We start from the raw sequence: 19,480 nt of genomic DNA on the forward strand, positions 1-19,480 counted from the left end.
CGATCCGCACGGTAGCCAGGATGCGCAGGACTGGCTCCCCGGAACTTTCCGGGTGGACAGCCGAACCGTCGGGCGGCGTGGCAGCCCGCACACTCCCGTCTTCCGAGCCGGGCGGTTACGACGGGAATGGGGACTGCGTGTCTGTACCGCCCTGCGGTGTGCCTTGTCGGGACTCAGATCTCCGGTCGTTCGGACAGCCCGCTGTGCTCGGGAGGTGTCGTCGATTTCCGTGGCGGCTTGGTGCTGACCACGGAGCGTCAAACATTGACATTCAGGCGCATACCGCGCAGACCGCGGAGTGCGCTGCGTCCATTCGCCGTACCGGCCGCCTCGGTCCCGACGGCTCCTGGTCCGGTCCGGTCCGCTCCGGTCCAAGCAGCGCCCCTCACCGCGGCTCCCCGCGGCTCCCCGCGGCTGCCCCGGGCGCTCAGTGCGCGGATCGGCCCGATCAGCGCCCGGTAGACCGGCCGCACCACACGGCCGGGAAGGTGGCGGTGACGTTCCTCGTGCCAGACCCTCGCCCTGCGGTGCGACGCGATGGGCGACCACCGGTCGGGATCGGGGGGTTCGGATGTGTGGAACTCGACGCGGCAGAGGTGCTTCGTACTGACGAAGCCGTACTGGCCGGGGCTGACCAGCCGCAACGGAGCGCCATGGTCGCTGTCGAGCGGCCGCCCGTCGAGACGGTCGGCGATCAGCACGTCGTCCGCCAAGGCGTCCTCCAGCAACGCGATCGAACGGTAGCCGTCGAGGCCTTCAAAGACGACATGGCTGATCGACGTGCCCGGCTCGAGCAGCGGTTCGACCCGCGTGCGGTAGAGGGTCCGGAACGGGGCTCCCTCCCACAGCAGGCCGGTCGCCGACCATCCGGCGACACAATGGAAGTCGGCTCCGAGTTCTCGTCGTGGCAGCTCTGCGAGGTCGGCCACGGACAGCGTGAGGGCCTCGGTCAGGGCTCCGCCGATCTCGATCACCGGGTCGGCAGGGACGGGTGGCGGCGGGTGATGGAGATGCTTGCCGAAGCGTGGGAATCCATCGACGGCGCGTTGACCTGGGGGAAGCGTCATGCTGGTCCTCCATGGGGTGAGGCTCGGTGCGAGGAGAGGCCGTGATCGGGGGCTGGGCTTCGGCTCCCCGGTCCTGCCGGCCCTTCCGGTACGGCCGGTCCTGCCCCGCTCCGGTGGACTCTCCGGCCGTTCACCGCAGCCGGGCAACCGGCCCGGTACCTCGTGGCGTCGGGCCGATGCTTCATACGCTAGGGCCTCCACCGCACGGGAGATTCAAGGGGATGAGATGGACGTCACTTGGTCGATCGGGGAACTCGCCACGCGTGCGGGGCTCTCAGTGAAGATCTGGAGCCCGGCCGGTGGCAGCAGGCGCCCCTGGCGCGCCCGCTCTCCTCCCTGCATGCACACAGGGCGGCCTGGGCCGCACTCTTTCCGTGGTCGACGTGCCGGCCCGGCGATGTCCTGATCACACGCCTCTCGAACCGGTCGCGGCGAATACCGGGCCGGCCTGCTCCGGCATCCCTGACCGCCGTTGCCGCCAGTTCGGCATCCCGGCGCCCCGCCCGGCCGGCACCTTCCGCCCGCGCTCACGCCCCGATCGAGCTAACGGCCCGGGAGTTCCGGCACCAGGAGCACTATTCGGTTTCGAGGACGGTGAGCAGCTCGGCGAGGGCGGGGAGGGCGCGTTCGATCGCTTCGCGGTTGTTCGGGGCGAGATCGGCCAGGGCGCGGTGCAGGGCGGCTGTGCTGGTGCGGTCGTAGGCGTGGAGCATCTCCAGTGCGGTGGGCGAGGCGGTGAGGCGGACGGTGCGCAAGTCGGTCGTGGAGGGTTCCCGCTCGACGAGACCGGCGGCGGTCATGGTGCGGAGGAGGTTGCTGACCGTGGAGGGGGCCAGGCGCAGTCGGTCGGCTGCCTGGCGAGGTGACAACGGTCCGGCTTCGGCGAGTGCCCGAAGTAGTTCGATCTGGGCTTCGGACAGATCGGGGAGGCCGGCGGTGCGCCGTGTGCGCAGTATTGCCCGGCGCAGCGGGCCGATGAGGCGGCCGAACTCGGTGGCAGTGTCCATGGGGCTGATTCTCTCGCACGGATAATTTTGACGCAAAATAGTTTTGTGACAAACTGAGGTGGTCGGACGCGCCACGCCGACAAGCACCGCCAAGGAGGTCGCACATGACAAACGACGCCGCCACTACCGGCAACGGAGCCTTCCAGACCACCGTCGAGCAGCCCGTCCCACCACAGGACCTGTCCGAGATCGTCGGCCACCGCTTCATCTACACCTACGCCAACGGCTGGCAGTACGAGATGTACGTGAAGAACGACCACACGATCGACTATCGGATCCACTCCGGAATGGTCGGCGGCCGCTGGGTCAAGGACCAGCCGGTCGACCTCGTCCAGTTGGACAACGACCACTTCAAGGTCTCCTGGAACGAGCCCACCGGCACCTCCGTCGCGGTCAACGTCATGCCCCGCAAGCGGCGCCTGCACGGTGTGATCTTCTTCCCGCACTGGGTCGAGGAACACGGTGAACGCACCGTCTGCTTCCAGAACGACCACCTGGACACCATGCGCCGCTACCGCGACCAGGGGCCCACCTACCCGATCTACGTCGTCCCCGAGTTCGCGAAGATCACCCTCTTCGAGTACGTAGGCGCCGACGACGATTCCGTCATCTCCGTCGCCCCCGAGGACCTCCCGGCCGGCTGGTCCGACCGCACCAACTGACCGTCGGCAGACAGATGCCACCGGCCCCGGACCTCACCGGAGCCGACGCACATCCCGGGTGTACGCCCGCCCGGCACCGATGACGCCGTGAAGGTCATGAGGGGCCGGTCCCCGTCACCCCCTTGCCGTCGGCCGTCGGCCTCAGAGGTCGTTTTCGACCGATGTTTCATCCCGGGATGGGCTGTTAAGTGGCCTTCTTCGGGTCGCGCCAGGAGATGGTGTTCTCGCCGGTGAGGCGGCGGGCCATGAGGTCGGCCATGGCGATGTGGATCACGGCCTCGGAGCGGGTAGGCAGGGTTTCGTAGTCGCGGGCCAGGCGCCGGTGGAGCATCAGCCAGCCGTAGGTCCGCTCCACTGCCCACCGCTTCGGGATCGGACTGAATCCCCTGGTCCCGGGCTTGCGGGCGGTGATCTCCATGTCGATGCCCAGGGATGCGGCGTGTTCGACGAGGTGCTGGCGGTAGCCGCCGTCGACCCACACCTTGCGGATGCCCGGGTGGTCGGCGGCGACCTGGTCCAGGAGCCGGGTGCCGGCGATGGAGTCCTGCACGCTCGCCGCGGTGACCAGCACGGCGAGCAGGAGTCCGAGCGTGTCGGTGACGATGCTCCGTTTCCTGCCGACGGTCTTCTTTCCGGCATCGATGCCCTGGCCGGCAGCCGGGACGCTGGTGGAGGTCCTGACGCTCTGAGCATCGATCACACAGGACGACGGCTCGCCGTCCCGGCCCTCCTTCTCCCGCAGCAGCTGCCGCAGCAGGCCGCTGTGGTGGGCGAACACGCCCTCGTCCGCCCACCTGGCGAAGTAGCCGTAGTCCGTGTTCCAGTGCGGGAAGTCGCGCGGGAGGTAGCGCCACTGCACCCCGGTCCGGTCGACGTACAAGATCGCGTCCATGATGACGCGCAGGTCATGCTCCGGCGGCCGGCCGAAGTCCAGGGCCCTGCCGCGGCGCTCGAAACGCCAGGCCGCAAGCACCGGCTCGACCAGGGCGGCCGGCCCGAGAGCGTCGGCTGGGCGGGCGTGCAGGCGTTGGCCCTCGATGACGGCGACGGGTTTTCCCCGGGCTCAGCCGCCTGTCTCTGCGCAGTCCGGCTTTCGACGGCATCTGCGGCCACTCCTGAGCCGGTGCAACGGCCGTCCATCGGCGGGAACCGCCGCCGAAACCGGAGGTTGGGGCGCCCGGTCGCAGCGGGCCCCGTCCCCTGTCGGGCCGAGGAAGACCGGCAGGGCCGGGGGGCTCCAGGGTGCGCAGGTTCGATGCATACCAGTGCGCTATTGCCTGAATTGCCGCACAAGTGCAAGGTGCCCTCGTTGAGGCGGATGCAGCGCGAGGGCTCGGGAGGTGCGGTCCATGGGGTTCGGGAAGACTTTTCTGGACACCGCGGCGTGCGTCATCGTCGGTTGTGCGCTGCTGTACAACGTTCCGCTCGCCGTTCTGGGCATCCGGACGGTCCGCCGGTCCGGTTCCTCGTTACGGTCCCGGACCACACTGGAGAGCAGCCCCGTCGTTGCGGTCCCGGCGGGGTGGCACGTGTTCGCCCTGGTGCCGTGCCTCAACGAGGAGCGGGTCGTCGGGGCGACCGTCTGGTCCCTGCTGACGCACCAGCCGGGCGTCCGGGTGGTCGTCGTCGACGACGGCAGTGACGACGCGACCGCCGCGGCCGCCGACGCGGCCGGTGCGGGCCGGATCATCCTCGTGCGGCGCGCGCCGCCCGAGGCGCGGCAGGGCAAGGGTGCTGCGCTCAACGCCGGACTGGCCGTCGTGCGCCGGACCGTCGCGGAGGAAGGCCTCGATCCCGGCCGGGTGCTGGTGTGCGTACTCGACGCCGACGGGCGCATGTCCCCGGGGGCCGCCGGCCGGGTGGCCGCCCTGTTCGCCGAACCTGGCATCGGCGGCGTGCAGTTGGCCGTCGGCATCCGGGGACGCCGTCACTGGGCACTGCGGATACAGGACGTCGAGTTCTGGGGACTGAGCGCGCTGACCCAGCTGGGCCGGGTCACCACCCGCACGGTGAGCATGGCGGGCAACGCCCAGTTCACCCGCCTGTCCGCGCTGGAGAGCATCGGCCCGCGCCCGTGGTCGGCGTCGCTGACCGAGGACCTCGACCTGGGCATCAGCCTCGCGGCCCGCGGCTGGCAGGTCGTCTCCACTCCCGAGGCGTTCGTCTCCCAGCAAGGACTGACCGACCCACGCCGCCTGCTGCGCCAGCGCACCCGCTGGGCGCAGGGCCACATGAGCGCCATCACCCGGCTGCCGGAGCTGTGGCGGCGGGGCTCGGTGGGCCTGCCCGGCCGACTGGAGCTCACGGGATACCTGCTCGTCCCCTACGTGATCACCCTGCCGTGCTCGGTCGTCCAGCAGCTCCTGCTCGTACGCCTGGTGACCGACCCCGGGCAGTTGGCCGGCCCGGCCTGGACCAACGCCCTGGCCTGCTACCTCCTGGCCTTCAGCCCCCATCTGATCTGGGCGGTGGTCTACTGGCGCCGCGCCGACGACCTGCCGTTGTGGAAGTCCCTCGCCTGCGCGCACCTCCTGGCGCCTTGGCTGTACGTCAGCTTCATCGCCTGCTGGCGCGCCACCTACCGCATCGCCCTCGGCCGCAACGGATGGGCCAAGACCGAGCGCGCCCAGGAACCGCCCCCGAACGCGCCGGCCGCTCAGCGGCTCTAGCAGCGACTGCCGGACGGAGAGCGTGGAAGCTTCAAGGATGGAAACCTCAAGGCGGAAGACCGCTTCCCGCGCGCCCGGGTCCGCCTTCAGCACGGTGAAGAACGTGCCCCCGCCACCCGCGCTGTCCGCTACGAGTCGCCCCGTTAGGCCTTCAAGATCAATCCATTGCCCCTTTGACGCGTATCTGGGCCACACCCCTCGACCCCCGCGAGTTCGCGAAAACTGAAGGTTCTTCGGTAGGAACCCGAGGGTCCGATGCCCCGATGCCAGGGGGTGGACCCGTGGGTTCGTGGTGAAGTCGCGGGGTGGTTCTCCAGCGGCCGTTGCAGGAGAGCGCGGGCGGAGTTCGCGTACCGAATCGCGGTCTTCTCGTCCAGGCCGACGACCTCCGCGAGGTGGAGTGCGTCGGGGCCGTGGGCGAGTGCTTCTTCGAGCTGCCGGTCGACGCGGAGCTGTTCCAGGGTGGCGGCTTGGCCGCGAAGGGGTGCGGTGAGAGAGACCGGGGCATGACCCAGATACGTCAGAAACCCGCCACGGGATGATCTCGGAGACCGGAGGATTCGCGCTATGGGGTGTTGCTCGCGAGGGCGGTGACGCGGTTCTCGTACTCGCGGCGGGCCTTGCGCTGCGCCGGGACTACGGGGACGTCCTGGGTGCCGTCGAGGGGATGGCAGCGAGCCAGGAGCCGACGGGGTACCGAGGGGACGGCGGCGACACGCAAGGTGTAGCCCTGGCCGCGCCGTACGGTGACGCCGTGGTCGAGCGCGGCCCGCTCGGCTTCGTCCACCTCGGCGGCGCGGAGGAAATCGGCGACCTTGCCGGGCATGTCGAGGGTGACCGGCAGTTCCGGCGTCGGGAAGTCCCCCTCGATGACGACATGGTCGGACAGGAGGTCGGCGACGGCCGTACGGACAGCGCCGCGGCTGACACCGTGCTCGCGAGCGAGGGCGGCAATCGAACGGCCCCCCAGGAAGGCGATGCGGACGGCGTCGGTCTTCGCCGCGGTGAGGGCCGGTCGCCGTCCGCCTTTGCTGCCCTTGGCCTCGGCGGCCCGCAACCCGTCGCAGGTCAGCTCGCGCTGGAGGTCGCGCTCGAGGTCCGCGCTCGGCTCGCCGGTCGGCTCCGGCGGCTCCTCGGTGTCACGGTGCAGCGGGTACGGCCGCGTCGGGCCGTAGATCCTCCAGTGTTTGGCGCCGTCGAGCTGGATGACGACGACGTCGTGGGTGTCCCAGTGGCAGCCGAAGCCCTCGGTGGCCGTCCACGAGGCGTAGACGTTCGCCTGGAAGCGGGTGCGCAAGCACCGCTCCAGCTCCTCGGCGACTTCGCCGAGCGGCCGGTGGAGCCCGTCGGCATTGTCCAGGGCCAGGGAGGCCCCGTCGGCGAGGTGGGCGTGCAAGGGGACGGGGTGGAGCCGGTGCCAGACGACGTGGCGGCGGGTGACCTCCGGCGCGCTGGTGGCCAGGGCCGGCAGGGTCTCGCCGCCGCGGTTCAGGCGCAGTCGCGGGGGCTCGAGGCCCTGGCTGGCCAGGATGGTGTTGAGCACGTCCCAGGTCAGCAGCCCGGACACCTCGACGGCGGCGGGCACGTGGCGGTAGTCGCGGTGTAACGCCTGGGCGAGGAAGTCCTCGCCCAGGCGCTCCGCGACGCGCAGCAGGTCATCGCGGGGTGTACTCCTCGTTACTGACTTTGAAGGCGGGTTGTCGTAAGGGCTGACGGGCGGTGGTCGTCGCGGTATGCCAGGGAGGTGAGGTATCCGCAGGGTGGTGGGCTGGCTGATGAACGGCGACGAGTTGTTCGCGGCACTGGAGGCAGAGCTGGACAAGGGCCCTGTCGCGCACGGCTGGCCGGACCAGAGGTGGACCCTGGCGAGGATCAAGACCTTGATCGGCCGCCGGTTCCACAAGAGCTTCACCCTCTCCGGCACAGCCCAGATGCTCCGGCGCCACGGATGGAGCCACCAGGTCCCCGCACGACGGGCCCTCGAGCGCAACGAGGACGCCGTCAGCGGGTGGGTGAAGGAGACGTGGCCCCAGGTGGAAGCACCGCGGCGGCGCTCGGGGCCTGGATCGTCTTCGAGGACGAGGCCGGATTCTCGATGACGCCGCCGACCACCCGCACCTGGGCCCGGCGCTGGAACACCCCCGTGATCCGGGTCCGGGGGCGCTCTCAGCGCCGGGTTTCCCTGGCCGCGATGTGCTGCTACAAACCCGGCGAACGCTCCCGCCTCATCTACCGGCCCATGTTCCACAAGGACCACAAGACGAAAGAGCGCCGCAGCTTCGCCTGGACCGATTTCCGGGACCTGCTCGTGGCCGCCCATCAACAGCTCCAGGCCCCGATCGTGCTCGTCTGGGGCAACCTCAACACTCATCGTGCGGCCGGCTTGCGGGACTTCGTCACCACTCACGACTGGGTCACCGCCTTCCACCTGCCGCCCTACGCGCCGGAACTCAACCCCGTCGAGGGCATCTGGTCACTGCTGCGACGCAGCAGCCAGGCCAACACCACCTTCACCGACCCCAACCACCTCGTCCGAGTACTGCGACACGGCCTCCGCCAGATCCAATACCGCAGCCACCTCATCGACGGCTGCATGACAGCAACCCACCTCTCGACCCGACGACAACACCGCTGAAAGGTCAGTAACGGGACAGCTCTTAGGCAGATGACCGCCCGACCGGGCATCCGCGAACGGGCCGAGCACGGAACCGGACGGGGCTGCCGAGTAACGCCCGGTGACACGCAGTATCAACTGGTGAGCATCGCGGCCGGGAGAGCGATCGCCCTCTCGGGCACCAACTTCCTGGCTTTGTTCACGAGTCGTACGTGAACAGAGCCAGCCGGCCAGAGCGTGACGTCTGCTCTCTGCCTGTCCGCGATGATCCGTCAAGCCGGTGCGGCTCTTCTAGGGAGTGACCACCTGCCGCAGGCCTTGACGGACGGGGCCTGGTGTCATGTCATGTGGGGGCAGACCGCGACGGGGGATGACGCGATGGCGGCAGAGGGGCACGACGGGCCCGGTGGCGGGCCCGAGAGTCGCAATGAGGTCCCGCAGAGCAGCGCTCCGAAATTCCCGCCGGACAATGACAGGTTGAATGAGGGTTATGCATCCTGGATCGTCATGGCTCTCATTTTCTTAGGGATAATGATCTGGTGCGCGGCATCCGGCGATTTCCACTGCTCTGCTAACTGCGTCAGTTATCCCTGAAATCTCTGCGTTGCAGTCGTTGCCGTTGTCATCTGTACAACTGGCGGGCCTTGATCCGCTGCCTCGGCCGCCGCGAGCACCTGAGCGGCACTATCCAAGCGGTCGTCGGTCTGCTGTCCCACCAGCAAACTGTGGATCTGAACCCGCCACGGCAGATGCGGTCTCGGTTTCGTGACAGTGGTCGCGACGTCGCGGGCTGCGGTGTGCCGGCCGTTCTCGAAGCGCTGCTCGGAGTTGTGTGGGGGTGCTGCTCTCGGAGATCCAGGTGTGGGCGCCGGCGACCGCCCCGGCTTCCAGCTTTGAGACGATGCCGTCGGCCTGCTCGTGTCCGATCCCGACGGCGGCCAGGGCCTGGAACCCGGTGGGCCGCGCCGCCGTGGCCTGGTGCTGGTGGCGGATGCGGGCCGGCTTCTGGCCGTACGCGTCGGCGTCGTGTTGCCCGGTGGTCACGCGGTGCCTGTCTTGTCTGTCCGGGTGCGGTTGGCGGTCCAGTCCGGATCGCGTACGGACGCCGGTGCCCGTGTGCGGTTCCAGGGTGAGGAAGGCGTCGGTCAACGGCTGCCGGCTCTTGTGCGGGGCTGTAGCGCTGGCCCGGCGGATCTGGTCGCCGTTGTCGTCCTGGGCCAGTACGAGTCGGGTGCAGGTACGTGGGGGTGGGGCGAGGGCTGTGGCGAGGCACCGGTGCCAGGGGTGGGGATTCTCGGTTCGGTGATAGCAGCCAGACGGCGTGCCGCCGAGGGTGGGGGCTGGTCAGGGGCTGGGGCTGCCAGCGGTGCTGGATGAGGTAGCGCTGCAGGCGGCCGGCGCCCGGGTGGCTTGGGGTGTGGGCGAAGCGTGCGTCGGGGGCGGTCAGGCGAGCCAGGGCCCCGGCCGGGCGTCGCCCCGTGACAGGTGCGGGCCTGGAGGGTACGGAAGGCCGGGCCGCAGGCGGCGGCGCAGGTGTCGGCGCAGGTGTCGGTCGGGCCTGGCCCGCAGGCGGGCCAGGCCCGCCTCGACGGGGCAGCATCGTGAGGAGGTGGGCGGGTGATTGGGGTTCGGTTGTCCGCCTGCGGTCAGCGCTGGTGGGGAAGCGGGGGCCGCTGCGCGTCCTTGTCCGCGGAACGGTCGAACGCTCCGGGCCGGGCGAGATCCTCGAGGAGTTCGTCAATCAACTCCTGGGTGACGTGCGGCATGACGTAGACGTGGCTGTAGTCGTGACGGATCCCACCGAGATTGAGTGGCACGCAGGCCAGCGAGTACTTCTGCGTGATCTCCGCACGCGGCTGCTGGAACCAGACGCTGAGCGCGTGATCGCCGTGACCGACCTCGATACCGTCCTCGGCCCAGGGCTCACCGCGTTCCCGCAACTGCTCGCTCAGTCGGCGCAGGCGTTCGGCCGTGTACTCGGCGATCCGCAGGACCTCGGCGGCCTGCCGCACCTGCTGCTCCTCGCTGAACTGGGCGAGGTGGTTCCACATGGCCAGGGAGGCGAAGCCGCTGCGGGAGCCGGCGAAGGTGCTGTCGGGAGAGGAGACGACCGCCGGGTCGGACGGCGGGCGCAGCTTGGATCCCGCGCGGGACATGTAGATCCCGGTCGGAACGGGCGCGCCGGGGTACTTGTGCCCGCTGGTGACGATCGAGGACACCTCGGGGATCCGGAAGTCGAAGGCCGGGGGCGCGGTCTCGATGAGTCCGCTGTCGCGGGCCTTCTCCAGGTAGGGGGCGTAGGCGCCGCCGAGGGCCCCGTCGACGTGGATCCAGTACCCGTTGCGGATGCTGACCCGGGTGGGGTCGTCGGGGTCGAAGCGCACGGTGCGGTCGACGAGGCCGTGCCGCTCGAAGACGGGCCGCAGGCGCTCGCAGGCGCCCTGGACGTCGTCGTAGGCGCCCTTGAAGACGCTGCCGATATTGAAGTTGACCAGGACGGGGTGGCCCTTGGCGGCGAAGAAGTCCACGAGGGCGACCAGAGCGTCGACATCGACCGTACCCGGCCCCTCGTCGCCGCCGGTGGTCGGGACTCCGCCGAGCGGCCACCCGTTGTACGTCTGCATGCCGGTGCCGGCCACGTCGATGGGGCACTCGCCCGGGTAGAGACTGCCGCCCAGGTCGTAGAAAGTCGGGATGTCCAGCACCCGCATCGCCTTGATATGCGAGTAGTGGGTCTCCTGCGAGAAGAACGCTACCGGCAGGTAGGCGTTGGGGTTGTCGTCGGGGTGCTGGGCCCGCAGGTAGCTGGTGCGGCAGCTGGCCTCGCCGGAGACCTCGTCACGCACCAGGGCGTTGCCGTCCAGGTAGTCACGGGCGTTCCACATGGCGTACAGGTTGCCCTCGGTGCTGCCCATGGACAGCACGTATCCCCACCCGTCCGCATCCCCGGGACTGGCCGGGTCCTCGGGCAGCGGGGCGTGCCACAGGCGGGCGTAGTGCTCCAGGACCGCTCGCTCCAGCCACCGCGAGTGCAGGCTGTAGTTGCTGTCGACGAACGGGTCCCCGATGTTGTTGATGTGGTAGCCCAGGAACCGGCCCAGCGCGGCGTGGCCGTCGAGCGACAGGTTCACCTGGTAGCCCAGCAAACGCTTCCGCTGTCCGCCCAGGTACCCCTCCAGCTTGGCAAGGACCGCGGTCCGCTGCTCATCGGTGTAGGCCTCGGTACCCAGCCGGTAGTCGTCGTCGGCCGGCCGTGCCGTGAGAGGCGTATCGGAGTGTTCGGTAATCATTCGATGTCCGATTCTGAGCGAAATTGCGAAACTGCTGGAAGCGGAGATCGCCGCCAGCGCCAAGGGTCTCGGGAATCGCTCGGGTCCAAGGGGGGCAGATGGGTGCGCGAGCCAGCTGCCTGTACGGCAGTCAACGGGCGGCTGCCAGTACTGAACTGGTCGGTCGCCTGTCGTTGAACTGACGAAGCGGCGGCTGCCGCGGAGCGCGGGTGTCCTGTCCAGGAACTCGCGGTGCACAGGATATGCGTGACGCGCCGCCCCAATTGCTCACCCTTCTGTAGTTATCTCCATCTGGTGATTTCAAGTGAAAAGCGTTTGACGCCAGTTATCCAGGAGCGCCTTCGGGAGTGACGTTTCGGCAACTCCCGGAAAGGCGGCTTTGTGTCACAGAAGTGTGCTGTAATCGCGTTCTTTTCCGTCCGTGACCAGTCCCGGGCGGCGTCGGCTACGGCCTGCAACCCGGCCCGCGCCCCTGCCGTCCTCGCCTGGGCCGGCCCGGACACGCTCGCCGAACGCGACGGCGAGCAGATCGCCCTCCATGCCCAAGGACAGCGGCCCCGGGCGCTCGTCGGCACCGTCCGGCGCGAGGCAGAAGACCGGCTGCCCGCACCGTTCGAAGGCGCCAGGAGCGGTGTCCGCCACCGCGCCCGTCCGAGGGGGCAACACCCCAGCCGTCTACGCCGGTGATGGCAGGCTTCCTCGTTCTCGTGGCCGCAGTGAACGTTGCCATCTTCATCGAGGGAGAACGTTGCCGTCTTCATCGAGGGCGGGGCGGAGCTGCGAGGGAGGGTGGCTGTTGGCGTCGGACGGGCGTGGTTTTCCCGGCCCGTCGGGGCCCCAGCGGAGCAGCCGGCGGGCGCGGCAGCTCGGTGGACGGTGCCCCCGACCTCGAGCTGGTTCGCGCGTTCGGGTCGGCAACCGGTCGGCAGCCTGAACGTGCCCGGCCAGCTCTCCGGCCGCGGGAGCGGTTCCTTCCGCGGCCGCTGTGCGGGCGTCGGCCGCCCGGTCGTCACAATCCCAGGGGACCAGACCCCGCTGGCGGGGTTCGGACCAGGCCAGGGCGAAGTCCAGTGACCTTCATGCGTCGTGGGCACTGGCGTGCGCACCGCTGTCGGCCTTCCACCCCGGCCCGTCCCTTTCCACGCCCCTGAATACCGGAGGCAGCAGCATCAGGCCGGGATGCGGCGTAAGCGCCTTCGAGGAGTCCCGGCTCACGTCCTCGGGGAAACGGACCTCCGCGTGGTCCAGATCGCGCAGCGCCGGCGGTTTTGCGGCCTGGGCGGGCTTGACCGGCGCTTCGGGGTCCAGGATCAGACCGTCATCGATCCGTGCGTCCCCGGGCCCCGCGGTCCCAGTGGGGGACGGCGGGCGCCCGGGGCTGGTCGGCCGGGGCTGCTCGATGCCTTCCGCCCCAGCCCGGCGTACTCCTCAGCACGCACTACCCGATAGCGGTTCCGAGCACGGTGAGCTCATCAACGCGCTCGCTCTCCGGGCTACCGCCGCCAGCAGGGCACGCCGCTCCGCCGTGCTCTGCGCCTCGTCCTTGGCATGGAATCACAACAGCGTATTGAGGCTGCCCCGTGCCTGCCGACAGCCGGCCCTGCGTCGCGACCGCCACATGCCACCGGGGTGCTTCGTCGGCGATCTGTGCGGTCACCCCGGACGGCGGCCTCCGCACCAGCACCCTGTTCACGTCCAGCGCGGCGTCGAGTGCGTCGGCCTCCACGACCGACCCCGGATCCTCCGTACCCGACCCTGAGATCCGCCGCATCCAGTCCGGACTCATTTCTCCCTGACCCGTACGCTCATCCTGCCGACCCCAGGCTGTGCTCACGGGGGATTCCTGATTCCTGGACGAGCCTTGTGCGAATGATCAGTGACGGTGGTCACCGGGAAGCGGCCGGGACGTTGGCATGGGCTGTCGGCTCGTTCGTGGCCTTCGCCGCCCGGTGTGCCGTGGTGAGGGTGCAAACGCCGTCTGCACACTGGCGCTCCAGACGACCGAGGGAGATGGTCTGCGCCAGGCCGACTATCCAGCAGGTAGGGCAGCCGCGGAAGGCGATCAGCGCCAACGGGGCCGCCAGCAGAGTGGCCGGGCCGGCGACGGGCACCAGGGCGATCGAGCCGATGATCAGGCCGAAGCCGATGGCGCCGCGCGCCAGATGGCGCGGGACGGACCTGCTGGCAAAGTCCGTCCCGGGCGCGGCGGACTGTACGGCGGCCCGGGCCTTGGTGTCCTTCACGGGGTTAACGGGATTCACGGGGTTCACTGATGTGAGGCTCCTGCGACTGGTCGGCCGACGGTTTGATCGAGTGGTTGGCCTGCCACTGCCAGGGAGTGACGCAGTGCTGCGCGTGCTCTGTGCAGCCGCGACTTCATCGCGGCGCTGCTCAATCCGAGCGAATCGGCGACGGTCCTGCCGGGCAGGCCCTGTACGTCCCGCATGATCAGGACCTGCCGCTGGTCACGGGGGAGGGCGCTGACCGCAGCCGCGATGCGCTCCGCCTCCAGCCTGCGCAACACCGCGTCCTCGGCGGAGGGTTCCGCGGGCGCCTCCGGCTCGGCAGTCGCCTCGTCGCTCCGCGAGACAAGCAGCCGTACCTGCCGAAGACATTCGTTGCGCACGATCCGGAACATCCATGAGGCAAGCGCGCCCGTAGCCCGCAAAGTGCCGATCTTCCGGTAGAGGATGATCAGCGCCTCCTGCGCCGCGTCCTCCGCGTCCTGCGGTGAGGAACACAGCGACAGGGCGAACCTGCGCACATGAGGCTGCGATTCCATGACAACGGTGGTGAGCGAAGCGACGTCGCCGTCCTGGGCGGCCTTGACCAGCCGCTCGTCCGGCCAAGTGAAGCGTTGGTTCATCTGAGACTCCTACTCGGAAGGCGCCCTACGGGAGGGTGCTGGTCAGCTTCGGCCCTTGTAGCGCCGCATCAGATGCCAGCTGCACGCGCCCACGAGCAGGGCTCCGATCATTACGAGGCTGGTGAGCATCATTTGGTGGTTCCTCCCGGTTCTGCCGGCCCGTTCGGCCGGCACACAGACAAGAGGCAGGGAGATCCCCAAAGGATTCACCCCCGACCGAAGTCTCTTTTGAACCCATCCCCACAGTCACGGCACACGGGGCGCAAAGGCCGGGAAACGACGGCGAGCACCGCGCCACGTCGTCGAACCGGTCGCGGCCAGGGGGGGGAGGACCGGCGGGCGGTGTTCACGGCCTGTCCGGGGCGCCGAGCGGCGCGGTGAACCGCGACTGCCAGCCTTCCTTCGTCAGCACCACCAGCTGGACCGCCACCGCACGGGTGCGCAGCGGCAGCAGGCTGCCGATCGCAGCTCGGACATGGGCGGCAGCCGTCGGATTGTCTGCACCCATAGCGACCGTGACATGGGCGGCGGGCCGCGCCCCGAAGCGGCCCCCGTACGGGCGTAACCCGGGCCACTGGGCGCGGAACGCATCGACGATCGGTTGGAGTCCCGGAGCGGTGACGGAGACGAAGCCGGACGCCGTCACGACCTCCTCCAAGAGCTGATCAGCTGCCGGAAAACTCGCCGCCAGGGAACGCACCCCCTTCTCGTCCTGACCCGTCAGCGCCGATTCCGGCACGAACGGGTAGAGGAGCGAGACGTGCGCCGGCACCCCGCGACGCACCAGAGCAGGGTCGATACGCCACGCCGCATCGAGAAGCGGGGCGGCATCGGGCAGGACAATGACGACGGCAGTGGTTCCCGGCTCTGGCATGCCGTCATCATCGCAAGCCAGTCCGCTACTGCGCCCATTGCGCTCCGAGGAGGGCGAGGCAGACGACTTGGGCGTAGTCGAGAGGGCCGGCGGCGGCGGTGAGGGCGCCGACGGCGGTACGTGAGCGCGGTTCGCCGATTCGGCCAGTAGGGTGACGGTGTGTCATGGCCGGGCCTGAAGGTCCGAGTCGCATGGATCACATCGAGAGAACAAGGTGCTCAGGTTGAAGAAGTTCAAGGCTACGGTTGTCGCCATCACCGCCATCGCAGGACTGGCCGTGGCCGTCACGCCGGCTCAGGCAGCCGACACCTGCACCGCGGGGGGCGGCGGCAAGTACATATGTGATTACGGCGTAACGAACCACGCGCTTCCGAACGGCCAGAAGGAACAGTTCCTGGTCGGCCTCGACTATGCGGTGTGGACGCGCTGGACCGTCAGCAATCAGTGGACCGGATGGGTGTCCTTGGGCAAGCCCGATCCCTTCGGTTCTGCCCGCGCCACGAACGCTGTCAAGGTGGAGGATCAGCAGGTGGCGGGCGACTTCCGAACGACCATCTACCTCAACAACAGCAACGGCCCCGTCGTCAGCAGGACGCGCCTCGCCCTCGGGGCGGGCTGGACGCCTTGGGACTGGCCCAACTTCAACTGACCGAGTGTTTCCGCCCCCGCCCGAGGTGGTGTCACGGACGGGTGCCACCGCTCGCCGCGGTGGTTCCGGCACTGCTGGGGGCGGCCGCCCCCAGCAGTGCCGTCGCCTACCGGGCCTCCGCCTGCGACGGCCTGCCCCTGGCGGTACGGGTCTCGGCGGCCGAGCCCTCGAAGCCGTCGACCAGGGCCTGGACGCCGCACGCGCCCAGGCCGCGATGAGGGCCCTGTCCCTCACGGTCTTCGATCACCGCGGCCGCTGAGCGCGGCCGCAGATACAAAGCTGTACGGGCAGGGCGAAGTGGTCTGGGAGGCAAGAGAGCCCGGGGTTGACGGCATGCCCGTTGACGTACCTGTTTCTGAAGCTCGCTCTATGCTCCGCACTACGGTCTGGCGGTCTGGGTCCCGCGAGCAGCAGTGGTTCTTCCCTGTGTCGCGTGACGGGGCAGCCGCAAGATCGTTAGTTGGGGATGAACAAGAAACTTGCTGCTGTAGGCGTTGGACTCGCCGTGGCCCTCGGTGCCCTTTCCACTGCCGCACCGGCCCTGGCCGACACCGGAGAGGAAACCGCCGTGGTCGACCACGAAGACGACGGCGAGCGCCAGAGGGTCATCCTTAACGACGTCAACCAAGACCAGGAGGACACCCATAGCATCGTCGACATGCTTAGGGAGCGGGCCCTGCGGACCTTCGCCGGCCTCCCGAACCCCGGTTCGGGGGCGTTGGGTCCAGCGGGGGAGACTCAGCCCGGTTTTGCGGTTATGTCCGAAGTTGGGACGGAGCGTATCGAAGACTGAAACGCTCTTCCGAAGCCCGGAGCGGGCGACAGGGCATAGCCCGTAGAGAGGTCTTGCGGCCGTCCTAACCCACCCCCGGCGCAGCCGCTGGTATGTGGTTCGTCCAGGGACGGGCGAGGATGGTGTGGATCCCGATCCGGTGCCATATGACGTGGGGGAGCCCGGCGACCACCACCCGGCCGTACGACCACGTCGTGCGCCCGGCCGGCGCCCAGGTGAGCTCGTAGACGCCCGGAAGCGCAGCGGATGCCCTTGATGCGCAGGCCGGGGGCGGAACTGGCGGCCGGTGCGCAGGTCGGGGACGAAGGCGTCCAGGACGACGCGGCGGAAGCGCTGGCGCTGGGCGGGGGTGAGGTGCCGGAGGTCGGTGGTGAAGCGGGGGAGGGTCTCGAAGGTGGGCACGGTGGGCTCCTCCGGGCAGCACGACGAAGCCCCCGGCGAGTGCCCGGGCTGCTGTAGGCGGTGCTCGTCGGCGGTGCGCGTTCCTTGGCGCGTGGTTGTCCGGTGCAGTCGGAGGCTGCGCCGTCGGGTGGGGGTGGCCAGCATGGTGAAGAGTGTGTCTTCAGAGCGTGCGGCGATGGTGTGAAGTCCTACTTAGCGTTTTCGACGGGCCGTAGTTCGGCCGGGCCGCCCTGCCGCTCTCGTACCCGTGGCTGTCCGCGACGGCGGTTTGTTGCCTTCGGGCTGTCCAGGCCGGTGTGCAGGTGGCCGCGTGGGTCCGTCTAGGTTCAGCTCAGACGCTCAGGCTGAGGCTTCTGGAACTTCGGCGGCGGTGATGTGAACCTCGGTCGCGCCGAGAACGCGTCCGTTGGCCTGGACCTCGATGCGGTGCGGGCCGGGGTGGATCGTGCGGACCGAGAGGCTCACGAACCGGTGCTGGCGTGAGAAGCGGACGGCTTGGCCTGCGGGAAGGTCCCGGACGGTCAGCTTGAACACCTTGCCCGCCTTGGGGCCGCGAACCCCCTGGTAATGGACCAGGTAGTCGATCGCCGCTCTCGTCGCGTCGGCAGCGTGCAGCGTGAAGGTGATGGTGGTCGCCTCCCCGATGGAGATGGTGGAGGGCGAGCAGGCGAGGTCGGTGATCTCGATCGGAGCGTGGTGATCGAACCCGAGAACCGCGAGAGCCTCCGGGTGTCCTCGCTTGATGAGTGTCCGCAGTCCGTGGCGTACGACGAAAACGCCCTGCGTGCTGCCGCGGAGCCATCGCCGGGCGGTGGCGAGGACGAGGTCGGGGTGGTCCTTGCTGATGTCGTTGAGGTGGTTCGCCACGGAACGGCGCACGTACAGGGACTCGTCGTTGACGAGAGGCTCCAGGAGCGCCAGCGCGGGAGCGGGGTCGGCGACGAACCGCGAGAGCTGGGACGCCCAGGGCAGCCGCGGGCGCGTGCCCTCCGAGACGAGCCGCCGAACGTGTTCGTCCGGGTCGGTCGTCCATGCCCTGAGCTGGCCCATCGTGACGTCGTAGTGGGCTTCGACGAACGGTCGGATAGCGAACTCGGCGGTGTAGCGGGAAGTGAGCGCGGCCAGCAGCGGTAGCGCGACGTCGGGCCGGTCCAGCAGCGCCGAGGCGACGTAGGCGTTGACGGGCATGGAAGCCCACCCCGTGAGCCCCCCTCTGTCGAGGGCGGCGCGGATCACCCGGGCGGCTTCCTCGGGGGACGTCGGCATCGTCACCGCGAGCGCGCGGGCGATCCAGTCGATACGGGCCTTCAGCTCCAGGTCACCGATGCCGGTGCACGCGAGCTGCTCGAAAGCCGCCCGGTCGAACGAGGCCGAGGCCCCCGCAAGGTCACCCGCGAGACGCCGGATGAGCTCCGGCGACAGTTCATCTTTGAAATCGGCCATCTCAATGCCCGCCCACGGTCACGTCGAGGCCCCCGACCGCTCGACCTGTACAGCTCTCGGCCGGCGGGAGGAGGGGCTCGATGCGCTCCCACTGTTCGTTTGGGAGCGCTGTGAATCTCGACCTGGGCAACATGGTTTCGAGTCTGTCATGGACCACTGACACACGGCCGGTGCCTCAGGTACTCCGAGCTGCGACGACACTCCGCCTCGCGTACAAGGCGACCAGGCGGCGGAAGCGCACGGTCTGATGCTCATCCGCACGCTGCCCGATCCCGTCCCGCCCGCCCGGCATGAGATCCCCACCTCCTACATCACCCGCCTGACCACCTTCCGCGGCCTGGACGTCAACGGCCTGTGGTTACAGGTCACCCAGCCCGCCTATCCCAGCGCCGGCCGCCGCGTCGTCGTCCCCGAACGGCTCGCCGCGCTGACCGGCCGCAGCGTCCACGCCCTGGCCGGCGCGATGCCGGAACTGCGCGACCCGGCGTCGAACTGGAAGATGTTCCGCCACCAGCCACAGACCGGCTGCCACCGCTGCGACGCCCGCCACCCCGGCGGCAAGGTGGTCCGGCTCCTGCCCCACCACACCTACGTCTGCCAGCGGCACGGCACCTGGATCGGGCCGCCCGACGTCGATCATCCCGCCGTCGATCTCGCCCGACTCCCGGACATCATCGACGCACAGCGGCGCCACTTGCTTCTCCTGCGGCGCTACGGCTGGGCCGCCACCTACGACGCGGTGCTGACCGCCCTCATGCTCGCGTGCGGCGTGCGGTGAGGATCCGCAGGTCGACGGCGATGTCACTCTCCGGCCGTATGGGTTGCAGGTCGCGGCGCATGCGGGCCTGGTCGGCGATGACGTAGGCGCCCCTGGCGTCGGTCTTGCCGTCGCCGCGGTAGGAGCCGGAGGCGTGGTGAATCGTCCGGCCAGAGAGGTAAAGGATCTTCTGCCCGTGGCTGACCAGCAGGGCGCCGCCGCCGCGGTTGAGGTCGACAGCCCAGGTGACGTTGTCGTCCAGGGCGAGGACGTCGCGGATGAGTTCCAGCAGGTCGGGCTCATTGTTGGGCACCTTCCGCGACAGGCGCTTGGCGCCATCGGCGTCGATCACCACGCAGTGGTGGTGGCTCTTACCCGCGTCCATGC

Annotated in this window: 15 protein-coding genes and 3 pseudogenes; 7 read left to right on the forward strand and 11 right to left on the reverse strand. The window is 69.3% G+C overall.

Annotated elements, in window-relative coordinates:
* Positions 1-257: 257 nt before the first annotated feature.
* Together ACZ6MA_RS28210 and ACZ6MA_RS28215 are read right to left on the reverse strand one after the other, a co-directional pair.
* Positions 258-1,067: a molybdopterin-dependent oxidoreductase gene (locus tag ACZ6MA_RS28210; protein ID WP_469437023.1), complete on the reverse strand. Its 810-nt coding sequence runs from the start codon at positions 1,065-1,067 to the stop codon at positions 258-260.
* Positions 1,068-1,642: 575 nt separating this feature from the next.
* On the reverse strand, positions 1,643-2,074 hold the full coding sequence (locus ACZ6MA_RS28215; RefSeq protein WP_469437024.1) for a MarR family winged helix-turn-helix transcriptional regulator: 432 nt from the start codon (positions 2,072-2,074) through the stop codon (positions 1,643-1,645).
* Between the two features lie 104 nt (positions 2,075-2,178).
* Between ACZ6MA_RS28215 and ACZ6MA_RS28220 the strand changes: the two genes are divergently transcribed.
* Entirely contained in the window at positions 2,179-2,736 is a 558-nt protein-coding gene (locus ACZ6MA_RS28220; protein ID WP_469437026.1) for a phenolic acid decarboxylase, read from the forward strand.
* Between the two features lie 184 nt (positions 2,737-2,920).
* Here the strand turns inward: ACZ6MA_RS28220 and ACZ6MA_RS28225 are convergent, their stop codons facing one another.
* Positions 2,921-3,760, reverse strand: a complete 840-nt coding sequence (locus ACZ6MA_RS28225; RefSeq protein ID WP_469437079.1) for an IS5 family transposase — start codon at positions 3,758-3,760, stop codon at positions 2,921-2,923.
* 325 nt (positions 3,761-4,085) lie between these two features.
* Here ACZ6MA_RS28225 and ACZ6MA_RS28230 point away from each other — a divergent pair, with 325 nt between their 5' ends.
* Both ACZ6MA_RS28230 and ACZ6MA_RS28235 read left to right on the forward strand, forming a co-directional pair.
* Complete coding sequence (locus ACZ6MA_RS28230; RefSeq protein ID WP_469437028.1) at positions 4,086-5,405, forward strand: glycosyltransferase family 2 protein; 1,320 nt, start codon at positions 4,086-4,088, stop codon at positions 5,403-5,405.
* Between the two features lie 305 nt (positions 5,406-5,710).
* On the forward strand, positions 5,711-5,947 hold the full coding sequence (locus ACZ6MA_RS28235; protein ID WP_469437031.1) for a hypothetical protein: 237 nt from the start codon (positions 5,711-5,713) through the stop codon (positions 5,945-5,947).
* 23 nt (positions 5,948-5,970) lie between these two features.
* On the opposite strand, the gene ACZ6MA_RS28240 is transcribed toward ACZ6MA_RS28235, so the two are convergent.
* The gene (locus tag ACZ6MA_RS28240; RefSeq protein WP_469437033.1) at positions 5,971-7,227 is read right to left on the reverse strand and encodes a JmjC domain-containing protein; all 1,257 of its coding nucleotides are present in this window, start codon (positions 7,225-7,227) and stop codon (positions 5,971-5,973) included.
* On the opposite strand from ACZ6MA_RS28240, the pseudogene ACZ6MA_RS28245 reads away from it, so the two are divergent.
* Positions 7,190-8,040: pseudogene (locus ACZ6MA_RS28245) on the forward strand (IS630 family transposase); the annotation flags it as partial. The gene ACZ6MA_RS28240 and the pseudogene ACZ6MA_RS28245 sit on opposite strands and share 38 nt — an antisense overlap.
* Positions 8,041-9,665: 1,625 nt before the next feature.
* Here the strand turns inward: ACZ6MA_RS28245 and ACZ6MA_RS28250 are convergent.
* From ACZ6MA_RS28250 to ACZ6MA_RS28270, 5 genes and pseudogenes are all read right to left on the reverse strand, one after another.
* Positions 9,666-11,309 (reverse strand): PLP-dependent aminotransferase family protein, encoded by a 1,644-nt coding sequence (locus ACZ6MA_RS28250; RefSeq protein WP_469437035.1) that lies wholly within the window; start codon positions 11,307-11,309, stop codon positions 9,666-9,668.
* 732 nt (positions 11,310-12,041) lie between these two features.
* Positions 12,042-12,710: pseudogene (locus ACZ6MA_RS28255) on the reverse strand (DUF5954 family protein).
* A 485-nt stretch (positions 12,711-13,195) separates the two neighbouring features.
* Positions 13,196-13,552, reverse strand: a complete 357-nt coding sequence (locus tag ACZ6MA_RS28260; RefSeq protein WP_469437037.1) for a hypothetical protein — start codon at positions 13,550-13,552, stop codon at positions 13,196-13,198.
* Between the two features lie 23 nt (positions 13,553-13,575).
* Positions 13,576-14,175 (reverse strand): RNA polymerase sigma factor, encoded by a 600-nt coding sequence (locus ACZ6MA_RS28265; RefSeq protein WP_469437039.1) that lies wholly within the window; start codon positions 14,173-14,175, stop codon positions 13,576-13,578.
* Between the two features lie 346 nt (positions 14,176-14,521).
* Positions 14,522-15,049: a 2'-5' RNA ligase family protein gene (locus ACZ6MA_RS28270; RefSeq protein WP_469437041.1), complete on the reverse strand. Its 528-nt coding sequence runs from the start codon at positions 15,047-15,049 to the stop codon at positions 14,522-14,524.
* A 223-nt stretch (positions 15,050-15,272) separates the two neighbouring features.
* On the opposite strand from ACZ6MA_RS28270, the gene ACZ6MA_RS28275 reads away from it, so the two are divergent.
* Positions 15,273-15,698, forward strand: a complete 426-nt coding sequence (locus ACZ6MA_RS28275; protein ID WP_469437043.1) for a hypothetical protein — start codon at positions 15,273-15,275, stop codon at positions 15,696-15,698.
* 460 nt (positions 15,699-16,158) lie between these two features.
* A complete protein-coding gene (locus ACZ6MA_RS28280) occupies positions 16,159-16,491 on the forward strand; it encodes a hypothetical protein (protein ID WP_469437045.1) in 333 nt (110 codons plus the stop codon).
* 741 nt (positions 16,492-17,232) lie between these two features.
* On the opposite strand, the gene ACZ6MA_RS28285 is transcribed toward ACZ6MA_RS28280, so the two are convergent.
* Entirely contained in the window at positions 17,233-18,336 is a 1,104-nt protein-coding gene (locus ACZ6MA_RS28285; RefSeq protein WP_469437047.1) for a DNA alkylation repair protein, read from the reverse strand.
* A 247-nt stretch (positions 18,337-18,583) separates the two neighbouring features.
* Here ACZ6MA_RS28285 and ACZ6MA_RS28290 point away from each other — a divergent pair, with 247 nt between their 5' ends.
* Complete coding sequence (locus tag ACZ6MA_RS28290; RefSeq protein ID WP_469437048.1) at positions 18,584-19,114, forward strand: hypothetical protein; 531 nt, start codon at positions 18,584-18,586, stop codon at positions 19,112-19,114.
* On the opposite strand, the pseudogene ACZ6MA_RS28295 reads toward ACZ6MA_RS28290, so the two are convergent.
* Positions 19,098-19,478: pseudogene (locus ACZ6MA_RS28295) on the reverse strand (IS110 family transposase); the annotation flags it as partial. The gene ACZ6MA_RS28290 and the pseudogene ACZ6MA_RS28295 sit on opposite strands and share 17 nt — an antisense overlap.
* Between the last annotated feature and the right edge of the window lie 2 nt (positions 19,479-19,480).

The sequence above is a fragment of the Streptomyces sp. NPDC042259 genome (assembly GCF_055582085.1).

Excerpts from the sequence above, each read along its gene's own strand:
- ACZ6MA_RS28210 (WP_469437023.1), bottom strand. The coding sequence starts at position 1,067 with ATGACGCTTCCCCCAGGTCAACGCGCCGTCGATGGATTCCCACGCTTC.
- ACZ6MA_RS28215 (WP_469437024.1), bottom strand. The coding sequence starts at position 2,074 with ATGGACACTGCCACCGAGTTCGGCCGCCTCATCGGCCCGCTGCGCCGG.
- ACZ6MA_RS28220 (WP_469437026.1), top strand. The coding sequence starts at position 2,179 with ATGACAAACGACGCCGCCACTACCGGCAACGGAGCCTTCCAGACCACC.
- ACZ6MA_RS28230 (WP_469437028.1), top strand. The coding sequence starts at position 4,086 with ATGGGGTTCGGGAAGACTTTTCTGGACACCGCGGCGTGCGTCATCGTC.
- ACZ6MA_RS28250 (WP_469437035.1), bottom strand. The coding sequence starts at position 11,309 with ATGATTACCGAACACTCCGATACGCCTCTCACGGCACGGCCGGCCGAC.
- ACZ6MA_RS28265 (WP_469437039.1), bottom strand. The coding sequence starts at position 14,175 with ATGAACCAACGCTTCACTTGGCCGGACGAGCGGCTGGTCAAGGCCGCC.
- ACZ6MA_RS28270 (WP_469437041.1), bottom strand. The coding sequence starts at position 15,049 with ATGCCAGAGCCGGGAACCACTGCCGTCGTCATTGTCCTGCCCGATGCC.
- ACZ6MA_RS28285 (WP_469437047.1), bottom strand. The coding sequence starts at position 18,336 with ATGGCCGATTTCAAAGATGAACTGTCGCCGGAGCTCATCCGGCGTCTC.
- ACZ6MA_RS28290 (WP_469437048.1), top strand. The coding sequence starts at position 18,584 with ATGCTCATCCGCACGCTGCCCGATCCCGTCCCGCCCGCCCGGCATGAG.